Raw genomic sequence first — 20,161 nt, forward strand, 5'->3', positions numbered from 1 at the left:
CATGAAAATAAAGATCAAAAAAGAAGAACTTTTTATAGTTCTTCTTTTTGTATCATCGCATCTTCAATTTATGATAATGATAAAACAAATATTTGGCAGGGATTCGCCTCATCCCATAATGTTTCAAGTACTTCAAACTCTAAAAAACCAACACTTTTATAAAATGCAACAGTTTGATCATAGTCATCATAAGTACCTTCTTTTACAGTCTTAACTTGCATATACTTATATTGATTTTTAATTGCATAAGATTTTGCGGCTTCCATAAGTCTTTTGCCATATCCTTTGTGATGATATGCTTTTAAAACGCCCATGCAATGAATCTCAACCGTGTACTTACTTGTTTCTCTTAGAGATATAAATCCAGCTACTGTTTGACCATCATAAGCAGCAAACATTGGATACTTACTACTATTTTCTATGTACTTTTTAGTGTTTTCTTCAATACCAAACCAATCCGGCAAATCTAAAAGAACAAGTTCAGCTATATGCATACGTAATCTTTTATCTGTTATTTCTTTAATCATAGTTTACTCCAATCGTATCATTTGATCCCTATTTATATGTCAATAAATTTTTAATCTTTAAGTGTAAGTAACTTAACCAAGAAGATCCTCAATTGTATGCGTACTATCTAGAAGGTACTCATCGATATATGATGGGACTTCTAAGTTTATTGTTTCCATGAAATCACAAAAAGATGCATAATCTGTAGGAATTTCAATTGACCCTCCGAAGATAAGATTTTTGATGTTCATAAATTCTGTTTCGTTAAAATCTTCATAATTTGAAAAGTCTATGCGAATATCTCCATGAATAGAACTCCCTCCTTTAAAGCTTCCAGCAAAATAGCTTTCTAGAATGGATTCAACAGTGGTTGCTAAATCAAGATTAAACAGTGATAATATTGACTCTGAACCATTTGTATAACTTCCAGGAGCTAATATCATTTTCACATCTGTATCGCTTACGTTATTTTCAATGATTGTATATTCACTATCTTCAAATGTATATATCAATTGAGCTCCTAAATCAATTGCTTTTTGTGCATATCGGGTTCTTAATAACAACGATGGACTATAATAATTTTTATATATTGTCTTATGAATTGTAACATCTACATTTAGCTGTTTTGCTGCATAATAAGCACCCGCAAGAAAACCCACACCTGATTCGATACTTTGATAACTATCTACATTTAAGTAACCTAAGTTATCAAATCCCTCATAAACCGCGCTATATCCAGCCATAAATCCACTAAGTTCATGAGGATACTTTGTCGAGACTGTGTTTGATAATGTCACAGGTTCACTATAAAAAGCATTTTCTTTTGGTTCATCTCCAATTAACACAAAGAAAATATCAGGATATGTTTGCTGAGCTTCATAAACAGCCTCTGAATGATAAACCCCCGATGTTAAAATGATCATTTTTGCTCCATCTTGAATTGCATCTTCAATGGCATACATTGTGACAAATGGTTCATATGGATCAGTTTCTGATGTATCATAGATCTTATACAAGCGGTTGTTTTGAACTGAATACTCATCAACTTTCTGAATAATTGCATCATACTGATTATCATTAGGATTACCAAGAACAGCAATGGATAAAGAAGGTTCAAATTTCCCGTATAGAGTTATATCTTCTTCTAAGTTAACACTTTCCACTAATGTTTCATATGATTGTTCTTTGTACCATCCTTCAAACACATACCAGTCATGCTCTACTTGAGGTAATAAAAAATCTTCTCCCTTATTTACTTCTACACTGTCTATCGTAATATCGTTATATTCTAAAACCATAAAATGCACTGATACTTTCTGCTCCATACAAGAAACCAATAAAAGCATCAATGAAAATAATACAAGTATTTTTATTTTCTTCATGTCTAACTCCCCTTTTTATGTATCTCTTTATGTAAAAAATCAAACTTCTTATTACATAGTAACATCTACATTATTACACAAAGTTCTTAATAATACTTGGTTTTGGAATTAGTTTCCATGATTTTTCTTCTTTGTGTTTTTTTCTAAACCAAAATAGTTGTTCACCAATATCAACTAAATAAAACCAATCCTCTTTTCCAGTAACCGAAACATGTTTGCCCGAAAGAAGATCATTCTTGATATCATCAGGTAAAAGATTAAATAGATATTTTGCATCAATGTAGGCGCTATATCCTATAATTAATTTTTTTCGATGCTTTTCATTAGATAGGCTCTGTACAAATTCGTTTATACTAGATTGATAATCCATGCTAAAAACTGAATTCTTAAAACCATCAAAATCAAAATCGTCATCGATTATTGATGCTTTATATATCAAATCTAGAACTTTCATTACACCTAATAAACTCGTCATCTTACTCATTTTAATAATTTTATAATGTATTACTTTAGTTAGTTCGTCATCAGAAGCGGTTTTAATAAAGTCAAGATTCCATATATCTTCATCAAATAATTTTTTTACACTTACCTCAACTAGGTCATCATCATTGAACATATTAGGTAAGTGTTTATTTATTTTCTTTAATACCATCTCATTCTCTGGCTGTTTTATACTCTCGATGTTTTGTAGAATATAGTAAGAGAGTTTGCTATTTAAATCAACAACTTTATTTGCAGTAATATATTCTATCAATGTATTCACATTATTAATCGATTTCATCAATCTATTGTAGACTAGCAAATCAGAGTAAAACGCTTTATTAACAATATCACTCAATTTTTCAATACTGAAACAAACATGATTACATGATATCAGACTAATACCCACATCAACTCTTAAGTTAGGATTATTTAATAATTCAGTAATAGATTCGCTTGTCTCATTTCTTTTTATATCTCCAAAAATCAAAACATCAGTCACAAAAACGTTAATTTCTTGGTCTACATATTTCTTTAAATCATTAAAATTATTTTGAAGTATTACATCATATGTAGGTGTAACATCACTATTTAGTATATTTTGTAAAATTTGTCTCAAAACGTCATAGTTTAATGAATATAGCCTATTCTGAAAAATATACTCAATTAGTTTATTGTTATCAGTAGAATCATCCAATTTACTTATCTTTAAATCTAGCAATAATAGATTGTTTTTGAAGTTGTCTAAAATATGTTGGTCTTGGATTTCTGAGTTATACAACAATATCCTGCTAAAATTATTTAATTTTAACTTCATATCCGTTGATATTAGAACATTAATGTTTTTATTGATATTATACATAAGGATATAATTTAAAAGTATATCATTCAATTCCAAATCATCATCATATTTTGCTAAAAGTAAATCCAAAAGTTCATAGTAATTGCTTAATAAGAATATTGTGATTTTTTCTGGGTTCGTCGTCACCAATAAGTACTCTTTTAGAAATGATAGCCTATCCAAATCTACAAAATCAGAAAAGAGCAATGTAAGAATCTGGATATTATCAGTGTCGAACAAATAATCAAATAAACTATAGTTTAGAACAACCTTTTTTCTAAAGTCATCTGGTTTCATAACTTTAAGAATGCCCTCGAAGTCACATAAAACTAAGTCCGACCTTAGATTTTCATCAGAAAATAAAGCCTGGATAAATCTTCGATCCGACTCAGTTCTCCTACCTTCAACAAAGTAATTCATATATATTTCATAATCTTCCTCAATATATCCGTTTTTCAATAGAAATAATAGTATCTCAGGAATTTTATTTTTAATATCTTTAATATATGACTCTTTGCTTTCTATAGTTTCCTTTTTTATTGCAATATCATATGATAACTCTGCATATCTTTCACGAATAGAATCAGAAGGCATTGATTTAATCATTTCTGCTAATCTCATATTTTCCAACCTTGAAATTTCATTCTGTAATTTGTGTATCTTGGAAGCAACTGTGTTCCTATCTTTTATGGTAACAGAATACCACTTGCTTTCACCCTTTTTTAGAATACTTTCAACACTGTCATCAAAATTGATTAAAGCTCCTCTATTATTCTCTCTATAGTATTTACCTTTTAGCTTCCCGAGTATACCATTGCTGGTAGAGGTCGAATATCTATCTATGTGAGTCGTTGATTTTTCCGTCTCATATATATAGAACTCTTGACTTGGACGACTAATCCTATAATGCTGTGAAATTAATTGATCTAAAAGGGGTTCACTTAATCCAAAAGTATCCAAATAGTTTTTTTCTTTTTGAAGAATCTCCAAATCAGCCATCAACTCATCTTTTTTATAAGACTTGAAAATCTGACTTTGCTTAATCAAGGTATATACTAAACCCTTGTTGTCATATAACAACGTATAATCCATTGGCATATAGTTTTTATAGACAATCATTGCAAACAACTTGTCAATGTAATATTTGTTTTGAATATTTTTAAAACTCACACCTTGATGTTCATTTATGGATTTTAATGTAATAAGATATTCATTGACTATATTTTTTAAGGTTCTCATATCAGTGATATAAAATGATAGCCTATCTAAAAACTCTGTACTTGGTTCTATCGATAATTTTTTTACATTTTGTTTATCAATTGATTTGAACAATATATCATTATCTTTTAAGTAATCACTTAAGATGCCAGAAGTATTATAACTTGATGATTTCGGAATAATTGGTATTACCAAATCAAAAAACTTGGTCTTTCGATTACTCTTATTCTCTTCTTCGATTAGATAATCATTCACCGCATATATGAACGTTATCTTTTTGTTAATGTTCTCATTATCGTTTAATAATATGTTTAACTCTCTAAGCGCACTAAATATACTAATCTCTCTATATCTATCAATGTCTTCAATAATAACAATACTCTTTTCTGTAGCTTTAAAGAAATATATTAACTCCTCAATATATTTATCAAAAGTAGACTCTTCTTCTAGATTACTCATTACAAAAGTACCAAACTTAGTATCTACCTTTTTTATTTTTATAGGAGAACTTTTAATAATCAGGAATATAAATACAAAGAATAAAGGCAAAAGATTAAAATAAATATTATCTATATCGATTCTCAAATTATTATCGAAAAAATTATTATTTAATAGTAAGACAAGTATAAAGTACACTAAGTATGAAAAAACCACGTTGATTCCAACTGATTTTGCAGACATAGTTTTTTTAACATAAGAACTTTTCATTAGTTTACTTGGATTAACTTTATAGAATAAGTGTTTTATGATTTTTAGTTGGAGAATATTCAAAATATTGTCTGACTCAGTTACATCATCGAAGTGAGCTAAAGATATATTTACATAGTCATGAATATTGAACTTATTTAAATACGATCCAATTATACTACTTTTACCTCCTCCATAAATACTTGTAATTGCAATATTTTTTATATTCTCGTCATTAACACCGTAGTTAATCATATCAAAATATGGTGAATCAATTATGTCTTTCTTCGGTGAAAGAGCTAAATAATCTTCAAATTTTTTTGTACTTCCTTTCTTTTTTTTGGTTTTAAAACTTGAAAATCGATTGAAAATAAGCATAATAAAAATATCCATGAAAACAATAAATGCTATAGAGTTTCTTAAACCAGATATATTACTTATTTCGAAATAATCAATTTCTGCTAGTATATATACAATTGCAATTACTGAAAACATCCCTAACTTATCAATTGGATAATATTGATTGATATTCTTTGCGAAAAAGAAATCAAAATAACCAATAAGCAAAAATAAAATAGTTTCAATAATAATTGCGTTTGTTAAATTTACTCCCAACTCAACCAATATAAATGACATAATCATGAATAAAAGAAACGCTTCCACAACCTCCATTAAATAAAAACGTAACCCAAAATCAACCCTTTTCCTTTCGATAGTAACAAACTTCATAAATACTATGAAAATTAAACTCAAAACAGTCAATATCTCCATGTAATCTGATATAAAATTAATAGGATCTGTCAAATCTTTGTTAACCACAATGATAAAAATACAAATGTAAAGCCATTTAAAATGGTAATATTTCATATCTTCATTCCCTCCTAATTAAAAACACAGTCCTATTGAGAGAACTGCATTCCCTCCCCCTATGGTCTTTTATTTATATTATATCATGCCTATTTATAAATAACAGGTCATTTATGCCAAAATAAAAAGAAAAAAGGTCCAGTTTTTAATGCTTTTTTAACCATTTGCTGTAATCACTTTGATAGTCCCCGTTTAATAATAAAACTGTGTTCAAGATAAATACTGATTTTGTATAACTCATAATTGAATAATAACCTTACGTTTGGTAAAATGATTATGCCAAACAAGAATAGTGAATCGAATACCTTTTAAGTTGATGTCTTTAATCAACCAGCTTGGACACTATTTCTTGTTTGGCGATAAGAAAGTTCCTATTCAAGCTGGTTGCTTAAGGACATTTATCATTTAAGGAGTCTACCAAACATGAATCAAGCTATAACACCAGAAACATTGTACCCAATCATTCAAACTTTATGTGCTGATGATTATAATGAACTGCTTAAGAAAATGCAGCTGAATCAAAAGATAATCAATGATGCTGCGAATGCTCTTCATAAAATCATCTTTAGAGAGCGTCGAGTTCCTAACGGATATGTTAGAAACGGTAAGACACCTACTGGTCGTCAAAAGTATCTCAATCCTCAAACCAGTAGATCTATTTCAGATACCCATCATTCCATCGTTCGTTACTCCAAGAAGTCATATGAACAGTGGTTGATGTTTATCAAATGTATGCTCTATGGTCTATCTTTAAGAAAGAGTGCATCTGAAGTTGGGATTTCAACGACTACTGCCTTTGCGTGGCGTCATAAAGTCATCGAAGCGATGAAAGACTATCAGGAAGTTGTCAAACTGTCTGGGGAAATAGAGATTGATGAAACTTATTTTCTTCTTAACATGAAGGGTCCTTGGAAAGGTAAACAAATGCCAAGATCTGCTAAGAAGAAAGGTGAACCCGCCGTTTTACGTGGTGTTTCTAATGAACATGTTTGTGTTCTTATCGCACTTGATGAAAATGATCAGGTTTTAACGAAGGTCGTTGGTCAAGGAAATCCGTGGAAAGATGATATCTTCGATGCCATTAAAGGTAAGGTTAAAGCGGGTAGTCATATCACATCAGATAGTAAATCATCTTATTTTGATATTGCTCATCAATTAGAATGTTCAGTTACACAAATTCCTTCTGGTGAACACACCAAAGATGAATACAGTTTAGGAGTTATTAATAATTATCATAGTGAATTAAAAACCTGGTTTAGAAGATTTAGAGGCGTATCTACGAAACATTTAGAGGGTTACTTGATGTGGTTTAGGTTCATGAAGTATTTAAAGTATCAATTGGAGTATGACAAGCACTTAAATGCGGCATTAAAATATGTCATATCAAACCATGTTTCAATCAAATCAAGTGATATTCATCAAAGAGATTGGCCTATTGATATTTTTAAGCCATATCAGTATTTATCTTGAACACAGTTAATAATAAAAGGAATGTTTGATATAAACGCCAAGACTGGAGCCCATATAAATACTGGAATAATAATCCAAATCACAGGCCAATAAAATGCTTCTTTAGTTACTGGATGTACTTTAAAAAAATCAAAAACAAAAATATCAAATATAACTGCAACATTTTGATAATGATCTGGTATCCCAAAGACAAATGATGAGTTTCTAATATTGACATCATAAAAAGTATATGGGTTTATCCATCCAAGTAATAACAAAACAAACTCATTAATGAAAATGAGTGTTAATGTCATGACAACCATGGCTGAAAAATAGGCTATGCGTTTAAAACTAAAAACATGAAGTTTAAAATATCCCATTAAAAATGGTGCTAAAAATATGACTAAATGCGCGTAATAAAATCTAACGACATCAAAACTAAATGCATCTTTTCTCCCAAAATAAATACTATCAAAAGTATCAAAAATTGCTTCTGTTGGATAAAGATATGCTGCAAGTCCTGATGCAATACCCATCACAAGCATATAGTCTCTTAAAACCTTATTTTTTGATAGAAACAGAAACGGAAATATCAGTGTTGATATCGCGCATATATTTTCAAATGTTACTTTTCTAATCGATCCAGGGAATAACTCATTATATGGTGGAAACAGTAATTTTAAGAAATGCAGGACAAATGCTGAGACCAAAAGTCCCATAATAAATTTATTTTTAAAAGCATCACTTTTTGTCTTTAAAAAACAAATGGATCCAATAGTGATGAGTCCTGCTAAAACAAAATATAAATAGTAATAAAAATTACCAATCTCAACATACATATCTCTACCTTACTTTAACTTTCTATTGACATCATATATACCCCAATGCTTCTCTGGTTCATCCGGGTCATTTGATCCTTTCCATGGCTCATCGAATGCTTCAAAGAAAAAGATGGTGACTTGATCTTTTTCACTCCAAGCTTGCATTTCTTTTAAATATCTTTTTTGGTTTTCAACATTTGCAATCTCTGCTTTGATTTGTCTAGAACTTGCAGTTGGCCAACCAGCTTCAGTAATAATCACTTGTTTATCTTTGTAAAATTCAGAGATTTCTCTATAATCCTCTTTTGAAACATCAGTTGCATCTTCAATATCCTTATTTAACCATGCTGGATATGTATGTAAACTAATCACATCAACTGCTTTTGCGACTTCTTTTAATTTGGGAATCCAATAAAAAAAGTTTTCACAGTATGTTACAAGCTGTGTCGTATGTTTTTTAAGTTCATTCACAAAATATAAAACTCTATCTGGACTTACTAAATTTTCATTCCACTCTGGTACTGCTTCATTACCAGCAGATACTGCAACAATAATATCTTTATATGCATTTGCTAGTTTAATCAGTTCTTTTAGACTATGTTCATTGTAAGCAATATTCTTTTTAATCTCTTCTTCGGTTAAAAGTCCACCCCACTCACAATCAGGATTTGATATTTCTCCTAATAAATCAATACCTAACATAACTTTTAAAGATAGATGATGATCTTTGATGACTTTCAACGCTGTTTGAGCGTGTTCACTTGGATCATACATTCTAATATAATCGTAATCTTTTTCTAAAATCAATAAATCTTCTTTTATCTCTTCATATGTCGGATATGTTTTTGTATGTGGACTTTGTCCTTCGCGATATCCAGAATAACAAATGGCTTTGCCATATGGTAGTTTTTTCATATTTTAATACCTCTTTACTCGTTTCTTCCATTATATCAAAAACATGGGTATTCGCATATGGCTATATGAAAAAAAACACCTACTAAAAGGTGCTTTAAATTAGGTATTCCCCATATATATACTAACAATGAAATACATTAAATAATTTAAATCTTCGACATTAAACCTGTTAAATCTTTAAAACATAAAACATAAAACTTATTTTAAATCTATTGAGTTCGTAAATCCCTAAACAATATCTTCAATTCAGTTAAAACTAAAAATCTATATATGGGGAATACACTTATATCTTACCACATAATTTTTAGATTGCAATATTTTTGACTATAAAAATTTTGAAGGCAGAATTGATGCTGCAACTAAACGTTTTAAATCCCATTCTCTATGTGATTCTCTATCAATCTTTAAGTTCCAAAAAAAGTAGCCATATGCTTGTTCGTAAAGATATAACTGTGCATTCGCAAATGCTTTATAATAGAGTTCTTTTTCAAAATCATCTTTGGAGTCAAAATCTCTTAGACCAACAGACCATTCACCAACAATAACATCAACGTATTTTGAAATCTTCTTAATCATGGACAATCGATCTTTTAAGATTAAATCCATGTGTTTCTTTAGGGGAACATTGTGATATCTATCATCAAAAACATGATATAAATGCAAGTCGAATAAAACATTTTCTTTACCTTTAAAGAAATCTTTAAAAGCATCATCTTTTGGTCTAAAGGCATCATGAAATACAATCGGTTTATCTGTGATTTTTCTAAGTTCTTGATAAGCATTCTCATAAAATCTAAGAATGATATTTAAATCAATTGTTACAAACGGCTCATTTAATACTTCAATGCCATAAAAGGATTCATATGGATGAAACTCTTGAACTAAGGTTTTTAAAACATCAACAGTTTGATCAATGTTTTTTTGATCTTTATGCCATTCCATTACATTTTGAATACCCCCATTATCAAATCCATTTTGACATCCAGGTGCTGTATGCAAATCTAAAAGAATGTTGATTCCATACTTTATCGCCCACTTAAACGCTTGATGGATATATGCTCTCGATTCAACATATAAATCAGTACCTTGATACCACCAAGGCACTGGTAATCTTACATCCTTGATACCTATTTTGTTTAAGTATTTAAAATCTTCTTCAGTTATAAATGTTTCATAATGCTTTATCAACTTTTCTTTAGCATTTGGCATTTGTTTCATAAAACATGTTTCATCATGACATCCATCCAAATCTTCGAAAAGAGCTGGTTTCATCCAATACTCTAAAACGAACCATCCACCTAAGTTTACACCTCTGATTTTTGCCATCTACTTGTTCTCCTGTAATTGATTTTTTAAACTACTAATCTCTATTTTACCTTTTTCTGTTAACTGATAAATACCTCGATCAACTCTTTCAAAATAGCCATCATAGTTTTTTTGTAAAATAGATGCTGCTTTTTCTATACCTGTAGACTCTTTGATTGCTTTTGGTGAAGCTTGCTGGTGTTTCATTAAATAGCTTCCAATGTCAATGACGAGTTCTTTATATCTTGTGATTTTTTTACCTCTAGTGCCACCAATATTCTGTTTGTTTTTCCTAAGTTTAAACTCTTGATCAATGTTTTCTAATCTTTTTTTGTATCTACTACGGCTTTTATTTCGATCAAACGGAACAGCTTCTATAATGACTTCTGCAGTTTCATGATCAACAACGATAAGTCCAACTTCCAATCTTTTAAGTAGATGTGTGAAATTTCTATATAGGCTTTTTGATTGATAGATTGCACTTTTCGGAACTGCAATATAAACTTGATCTAAGACTTTCTGTCTATCAATCGCCTGATATATCAGCTTTAAAGAAATTTTAGTTTTAAGTTCAACTCCAATCATCATGTCTTTATGATATGCTAAAACGTCGATATCTTTAATTTCTCCTTTAACATCAAACCCTTGTGATAATAATAATTCTTTTACAGGTATAAAAAGTTCGGTTTCTTTCATATGAGTTCATCCTTAACTATAAGTCCTACAGGACAATGATTACTGCCTAATACTTGATCATAGATCATACTGTCATCAACCTTATTCATTAGTCTTTTACTGACAATAAAATAATCGATTCTCCATCCGATGTTCTTTAATCTAGCTTGAAACATATAACTCCACCATGTATATTTCACTGTATTCGGGTATAGACTTCTAAATGTATCTATAAAGCCACTTTCTAAAAGTTTTGACATCTTACCTCTTTCCTCATCTGTAAAGCCTGGATTTCTTTTATTAGACTCCGGATTCTTTAAATCCATTGGCATATGTGCAACATTTAGATCTCCGGTATAAATCACAGGTTTAATCGCATCTAGCGAAGTTAAATATGCTCTCATTTGATCTTCAAAATCCATACGTTCATCCAATCTAAGTAACTCTCTTTTAGCGTTTGGAACATAACAGTTCACAAAGTAAAAATGATCATATGCTAAAGTGATGACACGTCCCTCATGATTATAGCCTTCACCAAATAATCCGTAAGTTACAGATAGTGGTTTTTTCTTTGTGTAAATTAACGTTCCTGAATAACCTTTTTTATCTGCATCATTCCAGTATTCGTAATAACCATCAAAACTCCAAGATTTTTGCGACTCTTGCATTTTTGTTTCTTGAATCGCAAAAATATCTGCATCTTCTGATCTAAAAAAATCTTCAAAGCCTTTTTGCATTGCTGCTCTAAGTCCATTTACATTCCAACTGATGAATTTCAAGTTGCCACATCCTTTTTAAGCTTCTGATCTAATAATTTTTAGTATATCTTTTCTATTTTTAGCAATTGGCATTTCCTTTGTTTCATGATATATAGTTTTTTTCATAGTTGATCCAATCGTCACGTTAAACGGGTTAATATGAACCAAATATGTTAATACATCTGACAATGGAACTAACTTAAACTTTATAATCATTGGAAAATCTCTTGAATCCAAATTTAAAGAAATACCAGAAATAATACCAGAAATATGTAAAATCACATGGTTTTTGATATCCATGACTACTAATTTTTGATCTTCGTATGTGATCGCAATACCTTCTATATCATATGCACTTTTTATACCATCAAAAATATCTCTTGAATCTTCATCCATTTTGTATCGTTCTTGATAAATTGTGAAAATTTCATTGTCTTCATACAACAAATCTCTTAATTTAAAATATGTGTTATCATCTAATTGATCAAATACTTTAAGAGGATCTTTATAATGTTTGACGACTCTATATTTTTCATTAACTAAGTATAGTAAATCATAATAAACCTCATAGAATAAATCTCCACGTTCAGGATGAAGAATAGCTTGATTATTAACCAAAACATCTTCGTTTGCACAACAGTCTTCGATATTTTTATTACTTCCACATGGACATTTAAGTACTTCTTTTACATATTCATTATAGAAATCATTTTTGAAATTTTTATCATTTAATTTTTCTATCAAATCTCTATCAACAACTTCAATAGGATCTCCTTTAAATATCCATCTTGGTAGTTTCACAATAACACTATTGTATAATTTTATAGTTTGATCGATATCACCAATAATATCCAAAATCCTATTTATAATATGTTTAAAGGAAAACTCAGTAAAATCATTATTCGCAAAATGTAAGTCCCTGATTAAATATTCAAGTGAAAATCCGTCGTCTTTTGCGTTCTTTTTAAGGATATCATAAAAAGCATTTTGTGTTGGTTCTAATAAGTTTAGCCCATTTTTCCCAATTGATTTATACATTTCAAAAGTGTATGGATAGACAGGATGATAATCCCTATATACTTCTCCACTATGATAAAACTCTGGAATGACAAACTCAATTTCTTCACTTAAATAGTCTTCATATAGATCGATAAAGAGCTTTGGCAAGAAATAAAGAGCTTCTTCAAAACTTAACTCTATGTCATTTGGCTTAAGTTGTGAATATATATTTGAAAGATTGTTTTTATCAATTGCTCCTCTAACTTGCATAACTCCTTTAATAAAATAATAAATGTCCTCTAACTCATAATCTAATTTTGTAATTTCTTTCTTCTTAATTAAATGCTCTAAGGCGTCTGGAACTTTATAAGTTCTCAAATCTTCATTATAGTAAAGCAAAAACATGTCAACTGCTTCTTGGGCCATACGATGATCTTTTAATGTGAAATGCTTAAATTCAATCTCTCGATTAAGCAATTTTTTTAAAAATTGATAGATTTCTGGTCTCACATATCCATACAAATGGTCCTTATTTGTGTTTAGTTCTTGATATAATCTAAACACCATCTTTTTTCTAGTTATCTTATCATAGTCACTGTCATCCATAACAATATGATGAAATACTGCATAAACATTTTCTTTTGGAATCTTATTTATAAAATCTAGCTTTTCCATTTAAACAGAGCCCTTACCTTTTTATTTTCATTATACATAAGATCAAGATAAAATGAAACTTATAATGATGAGTTTATCGAGTGCAACTCACTAATCTATAAATATGATGAAAAAAATGGTATAATTTTAATACTTAGATTAGGGAGTTGATGGTTTTGAAAAAAAGAGTAATTAGCGGTCTTATCATAGGTGCTATTTTAGGTCTTGTCTGCATCGGCGGAGCATATCTTCGTATGCCTAATCAAAATGATCCGGTATACTTGTTTTCACTTTGGTATAACAGAGTACTTATGGGATTAGTGATTGGTATTTTAGGTAGAGCTAAAACGATCAAATTTACAATACTACGAGGGTTTATTTTAGGTGGTTTGATTTCATATGCCTTTTATGCAACCACAGGTCATCAAGATTTAATCAGCTTTTTAGCTGGATTTATATACGGTATCATCATAGACTTAGCACTATACAAATTAGACAAAAAAAGAGGATTATAATCATGGATTATCAAAAGATGCTTGAAGCAAAAGATTACATTGAACCAAAATTAAAACAAAAACCATGCATAGGTATGATTTTAGGATCGGGATTAGGAAATTTAGTCGATCAAATGACTGACGTCACTGAAATACCATTTTCTAATATACCTTACTTTAAAACTACTTCTGCAGTTGGACATCAAGGTGTGATAGCTGCTGGATACTTAGAAGGAATTTATGTGATTGCACTCAAGGGTAGATATCATTATTATGAAGGTCATACATTAAGTGAAGTAACGTTTCCTGTTAGAGTTTTAAAACTACTTGGTGTAGAAACATTGATCATCACAAACAGTTGTGGTGCAGTGAATAAATCTTTTAATCCAGGTGAACTTATGTTGATTACTGATCACTTAAACTTAACAGGAAATAATCCATTAATTGGAGAAAACATTGCAGAGCTTGGTCCTAGATTTCCAGATGCCTCTGAAATATATACAAAATCTTTAAGAGAGCTTGCTTTAAAAGTAGCCTTGGATCTAAATATTAAAGTCAACCAAGGTGTTTATGCCTGGTGGACTGGACCTTCATATGAGACACCAGCAGAAATAAAGATGATTAGAACTTTAGGTGCTGATGCAGTTGGTATGTCCACTGTTCCTGAAAGCTTAGTCGCATCTCACATGAACATGAAAGTTTTAGGGATTTCTTGTTTGACGAATATGGCTTCAGGAATTCTTGATCAAAAGCTAACTCATGATGAAGTCATTGAAGTTGCAGGAAAGGCAAATGCATCATTTTCAAAATTAATCATACATATTATCAAAAGTATATAGAAAACACCTTTTTCAAGGTGTTTTTTTACTTATGTGATTTGATATTTCTTAAACACAATAAAATTAAGAAACGCATATATCTTAATTACCCAATAGTATAAAACAAATAAAACAACAATGTTAAAGACTTGAACAAAACTTAGAATCCTTCCTGAGACTCTATTATTTAAATCTAGTAGTAATACAATGAAATTTGATGGATCAAATGTAATTGCATAACTAATGACTACAACATAGATTGTATAAAACAAAGTATAATACATAATCAATTTCATATCACTTTTTTTATAGTTATGAAAGGTCATTAAAAATAAACTTCCCAAAAATAAAAATAGATGGTTGATTAGTGCTGCAATCGTTAAATATACTCCATGATTGATAAATGACCCATCACCCATGAATGGAAACGCAATTAAGTATCCAAAACCTGACAAGCATGCTACAAATCCAGCTAAACCATAAAACCGTTTTATTTTAAAGACAATCACGATGGAAAATATAAAATAAGCGATTGCTGAGTATTCAATCGGTATTTTCGTTAATTCTCCTCTATAGAAATAAACCATGTATTCAACTACTTTATAGATAAGCATAATGATACTAATCAACCATAGTACTTGACGTTTCTTTCTTATATTAAGCAGCAAAAAAGAGACGATGATTAATGATATGCTTAATAACAAGCCATAAACGTTCATGAATCTACCTCCATGTGAGTTAACTATATTATAGTCTATATAATCAGTTTAAACAATAAAAAAACCTCTTAAACTAAAGAGGTTTTTTGATCTTGAACTTTTTTAATTTCAACCAAACTCATTTCAAATACTTCATCTTCTGTTTTACCAGAAGTATTTAAGATCACATATGGAATATCATACACTGAGCATTGTGCAGTTATTTTTGTCACATAATCTTTTAACAAACTCTTGAAGTAGGCTTCGTTTTTATCAAAGTTTTCGATTTCTTGTTCTCTACCTCTCGATAAAACTCGGTCTCTAAAGTTTTCCCAATCAACATCTAAAATGATATATATATCAGGTTTCTTGATTTGATTCATATATGCATGAAACACACCGTTATACATGTTCATAATCGTAGGCATTTTTTTTAGGTTGTGTTGAGCAAATAGCCAGTGTTCAACTAAATCACGATCAACGATAAAATTACCATTATATTTTTGTTGGTTCAGCCAATGATTATGAATAAAATAAATTTGAAGCAGCATCTCTACATCATTTTTTTGTTCATAAAGCCATTTTAATAATGTATTAAAGACTTCATCATCTTTTTCAAACTCTTCCATTACGGGAATGTTTAATGCTTCTCCTAATCGTTTAACCAATGTTGATTTTCCTGAGGCAATCATACCTCCAACTGATATCTTCATTCTTTTTATCCTCTTCATTTCCAACATTAAAAATAATGTTTACTATGAAAATAATATCATCTAAGATGAGTTATTGTCAATTCATATAAAAAACTTTTAAAAATATTGCTTAATATTTTTTCGATGACCTAGATTTTGAAAACTTTTCATCATATTTCTTTTTCGATTTCGTTTTTTTATACGATGATTCTTTTTTATACTTATCGTCTGAAAATGATTTTTTTCTTGTGTTTTTTGATCCCCGTCTTGATTGAGAGACTTGCTGAGTTTTAATGATTTTTAACTCGTTTTTAGTCTCATTAACCCTAATAGTCGTATGAAAGGGTTGATCTGTGATTACAGGTATTTGAATCTGATTAGTTTTTTCGATTGCTTTTAATAAATGCGCTTCATCTTGAGAACAAAATGAGATAGCTACTCCTGTTTTTTTAGCTCTACCCGTTCTCCCAATTCTATGCACATAAGTTTCTGGAGATTCAGGTAGATCATAATTGATCACATGAGATAACTCATCTACATCAATGCCACGTGCAGCGATATCAGTAGCAACTAACACTCTTAACTGTTTAGCTTTGAAGTTGTTTAAAGCTTTTTGTCTCATATTTTGTGATTTATTACCATGAATAGCATCAGCTTTAACACCATAGGATAGTAATTCTTTAACTAACTTATTTGCACCATGCTTTGTTCTTGTAAAAACTAAAACAGATTTCATTTTTGGATCGACGAGTAAGTCAATTAATAAACGTGTCTTATCTTTTTTCGTTACAAAATATAGGCTATGATCTATAATATCTAACATTGCTTCTGGTGGTGTGATTTCTATTCTGATTGGATTGGTTAAAAGCTCATTAGCAAATGATAATATCTCTTTTGGTAATGTTGCAGAAAACATCATCGTTTGATGCATGTTTTTTACAAATGACACAATTTTTCTCACATCTTTGATAAAGCCCATATCTAGCATATGATCTGCTTCATCTAAAACCAAATACTTCACAAAATCGAGTTTAACTAAACCTTGGTTTATTAAGTCTAATAATCTACCTGGTGTAGCAACTAATATATCCACACCTTTTCTTATGGCTACTTCTTGACTTCTTTGTGATACCCCGCCATAAATCACTTCTGTTTTCAAACCCATATGTCTTGAGTACCCTCTAAAGCTATCTTTGATTTGCTCTGCCAACTCTCTTGTTGGTGCTAAAATTAAAGCTCTAATATATTTTTTATCATATGGTAGCTTGTCTTCATAAAGTCCCTGAATGATTGGTATAGAAAAAGCTGCAGTTTTACCAGTACCTGTTTGCGCACTTGCTAGTACATCTTTTTGCTTCAAAAGCACAGGGATCGCCTGCTCTTGAATCGGCGAAGGTATATCATAACCTTCTTGTTCAACTGCTTTAAGTATTTCTGGGATAATTCCTAAATTTTTAAATGACATTTTTTCTCCTTGTGTCCGCTTTTAATGAATAATTTGCTTTATTCCATAAAAAAAAGCGTTGTGATAGAGCTAAACAACGCTTTTAAACTTCTTTGTTAAGTTTGCGGTATATAACTATAGCTTCTTGTTCTTTGTATTTAGAAGCATACTTATCATATCATAGAAATGAATAATTTACAATTGTTTGATTTACTTAAAAAACACATTGCATAATGAAGAAATTTCCTTTATAATGAAATTAACTTAATAAGAATTGTTGGTGTATTTTTATACATAACAGGGAATCAAGTTAAATGCTTGAGCTGTCCCAGCAACCGTGATACAGACGAAATGCAAATAACCACTGCTTATAGCGGGAAGGTGCATAGTAGGATGAAGTTTAGCCGGTAGACCTACCAATACATTCGAATGAGTAACAGTCTTCTGGGATTAAAGAGTGTAAATAACTTCTTTTTTGTTATTTGCCATGTCCCAGTGACATGGTTTTTTTATACAAAAAAAGAGGAGATTAAAGATGAAAAAGACCTTAGTTTTACTGCTTGTTGTTTTGAGTGTTCTTACACTTGCTGGGTGTCAAGATGAAGAACAAGAGGTTACTGATACTGTTAAACCTGTAATCAGTGGCATGGAAGATATGGTTTTAACTTTAGGAGATGAAGCGCCAAATTGGTTAGATGGTGTAACTGCAACAGATGATGTCGATGGAAATGTCACTGTCACTGTGGACGCATCAGCTGTGATTTTAACTGAAGCAGGCATTTACGATGTCATCTATTCTGCAGAAGATGAAGCAGGTAATTTAGAATCAGTAACCATTAAAGTTACTGTCAATAATCCTGAAGTAGATGCTTTTTATGTATCTCTTCTAGATTTAGAAGGAAGCACACTGATGAATGAAACCATTGAATTTGATGCTTCTAACGAAACACCAATCATTGAACTGATTGATGCTGTTGTTGAATTAGATTATACTGTCTTTGATTTTGGGACAATGATACATGGTGTTGGTGGTCATTATCCAAAAGAGTATGGCGCAAGCTATAACTATTATTATCAAATCATCGTTGATGGCACTCCGATTATGACTGGACTTGATCAAGTTGTTTATGAAGATGATATGACCATTGAATTTGTAGAAACTTCTACATTATCAGCATTTGACCAACAAGTTGATGATTTTATATATGATTTTATTGAAACACATATGGATACATACATCACTGATAGTGCTGTAGATTACAATGTCTTATCCGCAGTTTATCAACTTAATATGAGAAATTATATCGATTTAGATGTCACTTCACGATATACATATGAAAATATATCAATCACGCAAGAATCATTTGCAGATTTATCTGTTGGCAATCTTATGAAACTTGCAATTTATATGACAATTGAGCATCTAGATACAACACCTTTAAAAGATCATTTACTCACACTAGATGTGACAAATGCTTATGAACTTACTTCATACCTTCAAGCATTATCAATGCTTGGCGAGACTGATCAAGATGCAGCTTTATCACTCATTAATCATACATTAGAAGATCCTGATTTTATCGGTATGTCTTATACTGCATTATATGGTTATGAAGCTTTAGATGGTTTTGATACTTACATGACAAGTTCATATACGTATATCGAAACGACTTTATCAGAAGATGGCATTGTTTCTTGGGGTAATGCTAACGCATCTTCTACAGCACAACTTATTTTGGGATTGGTTGCTCAAGGTATCAATCCACAAGATGAAGCTTATCAAACAAACACTATTGGTCTTGTAGAAGCTTTAATGGCTTATGAACTCAATGGTGGTTTTAAATGGATGATCACTGATGAAAATCCTGATTTGATGTTTTCAACACCTCAAGCATTCAGTGCATTAGTTGCTTATAAACTATCAAGAGATATTTGGGGATTTCCAGCAACACATTTATTTGATTTAGACTAAATAAAAAAGGAGGACTTTTATGAAACCAATTGTTATCAAACTTATATTAACTGTTGCGGTCCTCCTTTTTGGTTTTTTAATTATAGAATTTGTATTTGATAGAGATTTAATTCATGAAGCGGGAGACATTGAACTTATCATTATGAATGAAGATCAAGAAGTTTTGTTTCATGAGATTCTTCCTTATGAAGAAAATGAATCATTTTTTGAAATTTTAAATGAACGCTTCACACTGACATGTGCAAATCAATTTTATCAACCAGATAACACTTGCTCATTCACTTTCAATGTAATGGGTCAAGAAAATCATGTGATTTTAGGTATTAAATCTGAAAGTTTTGAGATTATGACTGACTGGGACAACACTTTCTTAAACATAGAGGTTTACGATGGAGAAACTTACATCGATGCCAATCAAGGATTTGATATGATTCAGCTTGAAAACATAGATAAGATTAGAATTCTTGTGGATGATGCGAGGTAAA

General features: G+C 30.4%; 17 protein-coding genes and 1 other annotated feature. Of the genes, 5 read left to right on the forward strand and 12 right to left on the reverse strand.

Annotation, left to right across the window (positions count from 1 at the left end):
- Positions 1-68: 68 nt before the first annotated feature.
- The 3 genes from BK011_08705 to BK011_08715 form a co-directional block, all read right to left on the reverse strand.
- Positions 69-527, reverse strand: a complete 459-nt coding sequence (locus tag BK011_08705) for a GNAT family N-acetyltransferase (protein ID AUD65758.1) — start codon at positions 525-527, stop codon at positions 69-71.
- Between the two features lie 72 nt (positions 528-599).
- The gene (locus BK011_08710; GenBank protein AUD65759.1) at positions 600-1,889 is read right to left on the reverse strand and encodes a hypothetical protein; all 1,290 of its coding nucleotides are present in this window, start codon (positions 1,887-1,889) and stop codon (positions 600-602) included.
- Positions 1,890-1,962: 73 nt separating this feature from the next.
- The gene (locus tag BK011_08715) at positions 1,963-5,982 is read right to left on the reverse strand and encodes a hypothetical protein (protein ID AUD65760.1); all 4,020 of its coding nucleotides are present in this window, start codon (positions 5,980-5,982) and stop codon (positions 1,963-1,965) included.
- 423 nt (positions 5,983-6,405) lie between these two features.
- Between BK011_08715 and BK011_08720 the strand changes: the two genes are divergently transcribed.
- Entirely contained in the window at positions 6,406-7,452 is a 1,047-nt protein-coding gene (locus tag BK011_08720) for a hypothetical protein (GenBank protein AUD65761.1), read from the forward strand.
- On the opposite strand, the gene BK011_08725 is transcribed toward BK011_08720, so the two are convergent.
- The 6 genes from BK011_08725 to BK011_08750 form a co-directional block, all read right to left on the reverse strand.
- Complete coding sequence (locus BK011_08725; protein AUD65762.1) at positions 7,437-8,270, reverse strand: hypothetical protein; 834 nt, start codon at positions 8,268-8,270, stop codon at positions 7,437-7,439. The genes BK011_08720 and BK011_08725 overlap by 16 nt on opposite strands.
- A gap of 9 nt (positions 8,271-8,279) precedes the next feature.
- Positions 8,280-9,167: a hypothetical protein gene (locus tag BK011_08730; protein ID AUD65763.1), complete on the reverse strand. Its 888-nt coding sequence runs from the start codon at positions 9,165-9,167 to the stop codon at positions 8,280-8,282.
- Positions 9,168-9,491: 324 nt separating this feature from the next.
- Positions 9,492-10,493, reverse strand: a complete 1,002-nt coding sequence (locus tag BK011_08735; GenBank protein ID AUD65764.1) for a hypothetical protein — start codon at positions 10,491-10,493, stop codon at positions 9,492-9,494.
- On the reverse strand, positions 10,494-11,168 hold the full coding sequence (locus BK011_08740) for a hypothetical protein (GenBank protein ID AUD65765.1): 675 nt from the start codon (positions 11,166-11,168) through the stop codon (positions 10,494-10,496).
- The gene (locus BK011_08745) at positions 11,165-11,926 is read right to left on the reverse strand and encodes an exodeoxyribonuclease III (GenBank protein ID AUD65766.1); all 762 of its coding nucleotides are present in this window, start codon (positions 11,924-11,926) and stop codon (positions 11,165-11,167) included. Before BK011_08745 ends, BK011_08740 begins: the two co-directional genes overlap by 4 nt.
- A gap of 15 nt (positions 11,927-11,941) precedes the next feature.
- Positions 11,942-13,579: a hypothetical protein gene (locus BK011_08750; protein AUD65767.1), complete on the reverse strand. Its 1,638-nt coding sequence runs from the start codon at positions 13,577-13,579 to the stop codon at positions 11,942-11,944.
- A 155-nt stretch (positions 13,580-13,734) separates the two neighbouring features.
- Between BK011_08750 and BK011_08755 the strand changes: the two genes are divergently transcribed.
- Positions 13,735-14,073, forward strand: coding sequence for a hypothetical protein (locus BK011_08755; GenBank protein ID AUD66178.1), 339 nt, complete (start codon positions 13,735-13,737; stop codon positions 14,071-14,073).
- 2 nt (positions 14,074-14,075) lie between these two features.
- Positions 14,076-14,891, forward strand: a complete 816-nt coding sequence (locus BK011_08760) for a purine-nucleoside phosphorylase (protein AUD65768.1) — start codon at positions 14,076-14,078, stop codon at positions 14,889-14,891.
- A gap of 29 nt (positions 14,892-14,920) precedes the next feature.
- Here BK011_08760 and BK011_08765 read toward each other — a convergent pair whose 3' ends face one another.
- The 3 genes from BK011_08765 to BK011_08775 all read right to left on the reverse strand — a co-directional run bounded on the left by BK011_08765 (position 14,921) and on the right by BK011_08775 (position 17,725).
- Positions 14,921-15,589 carry a hypothetical protein gene (locus BK011_08765; protein AUD65769.1) on the reverse strand — a complete coding sequence of 223 codons (669 nt, stop codon included), beginning with the start codon at positions 15,587-15,589 and terminating at the stop codon, positions 14,921-14,923.
- Positions 15,590-15,657: 68 nt separating this feature from the next.
- Positions 15,658-16,281 (reverse strand): hypothetical protein, encoded by a 624-nt coding sequence (locus tag BK011_08770; GenBank protein AUD65770.1) that lies wholly within the window; start codon positions 16,279-16,281, stop codon positions 15,658-15,660.
- A 109-nt stretch (positions 16,282-16,390) separates the two neighbouring features.
- Positions 16,391-17,725, reverse strand: a complete 1,335-nt coding sequence (locus BK011_08775; protein AUD65771.1) for a DEAD/DEAH box helicase — start codon at positions 17,723-17,725, stop codon at positions 16,391-16,393.
- A 240-nt stretch (positions 17,726-17,965) separates the two neighbouring features.
- Positions 17,966-18,140, forward strand: a binding site (cobalamin riboswitch).
- Positions 18,141-18,239: 99 nt separating this feature from the next.
- Here BK011_08775 and BK011_08780 point away from each other — a divergent pair.
- Positions 18,240-19,676, forward strand: coding sequence for a hypothetical protein (locus BK011_08780; GenBank protein ID AUD65772.1), 1,437 nt, complete (start codon positions 18,240-18,242; stop codon positions 19,674-19,676).
- A gap of 19 nt (positions 19,677-19,695) precedes the next feature.
- Positions 19,696-20,160 carry a hypothetical protein gene (locus tag BK011_08785; GenBank protein ID AUD65773.1) on the forward strand — a complete coding sequence of 155 codons (465 nt, stop codon included), beginning with the start codon at positions 19,696-19,698 and terminating at the stop codon, positions 20,158-20,160.
- The last annotated feature ends 1 nt before the right edge of the window (position 20,161 follow it).

This window comes from Tenericutes bacterium MZ-XQ (genome assembly GCA_002838205.1).
Classification (GTDB): Bacteria; Bacillota_I; Bacilli_A; order Acholeplasmatales; family Acholeplasmataceae; genus Mariniplasma.

Bases quoted from the DNA above. Each gene is read 5' to 3' on its own strand.
- BK011_08730 (AUD65763.1), bottom strand. From the start codon at position 9,167: ATGAAAAAACTACCATATGGCAAAGCCATTTGTTATTCTGGATATCGC.
- BK011_08750 (AUD65767.1), bottom strand. From the start codon at position 13,579: ATGGAAAAGCTAGATTTTATAAATAAGATTCCAAAAGAAAATGTTTAT.
- BK011_08765 (AUD65769.1), bottom strand. From the start codon at position 15,589: ATGAACGTTTATGGCTTGTTATTAAGCATATCATTAATCATCGTCTCT.
- BK011_08760 (AUD65768.1), top strand. From the start codon at position 14,076: ATGGATTATCAAAAGATGCTTGAAGCAAAAGATTACATTGAACCAAAA.
- BK011_08720 (AUD65761.1), top strand. From the start codon at position 6,406: ATGAATCAAGCTATAACACCAGAAACATTGTACCCAATCATTCAAACT.
- BK011_08725 (AUD65762.1), bottom strand. From the start codon at position 8,270: ATGTATGTTGAGATTGGTAATTTTTATTACTATTTATATTTTGTTTTA.
- BK011_08735 (AUD65764.1), bottom strand. From the start codon at position 10,493: ATGGCAAAAATCAGAGGTGTAAACTTAGGTGGATGGTTCGTTTTAGAG.
- BK011_08740 (AUD65765.1), bottom strand. From the start codon at position 11,168: ATGAAAGAAACCGAACTTTTTATACCTGTAAAAGAATTATTATTATCA.
- BK011_08715 (AUD65760.1), bottom strand. From the start codon at position 5,982: ATGAAATATTACCATTTTAAATGGCTTTACATTTGTATTTTTATCATT.
- BK011_08710 (AUD65759.1), bottom strand. From the start codon at position 1,889: ATGAAGAAAATAAAAATACTTGTATTATTTTCATTGATGCTTTTATTG.
- BK011_08780 (AUD65772.1), top strand. From the start codon at position 18,240: ATGAAAAAGACCTTAGTTTTACTGCTTGTTGTTTTGAGTGTTCTTACA.
- BK011_08770 (AUD65770.1), bottom strand. From the start codon at position 16,281: ATGAAGATATCAGTTGGAGGTATGATTGCCTCAGGAAAATCAACATTG.
- BK011_08705 (AUD65758.1), bottom strand. From the start codon at position 527: ATGATTAAAGAAATAACAGATAAAAGATTACGTATGCATATAGCTGAA.
- BK011_08775 (AUD65771.1), bottom strand. From the start codon at position 17,725: ATGTCATTTAAAAATTTAGGAATTATCCCAGAAATACTTAAAGCAGTT.
- BK011_08785 (AUD65773.1), top strand. From the start codon at position 19,696: ATGAAACCAATTGTTATCAAACTTATATTAACTGTTGCGGTCCTCCTT.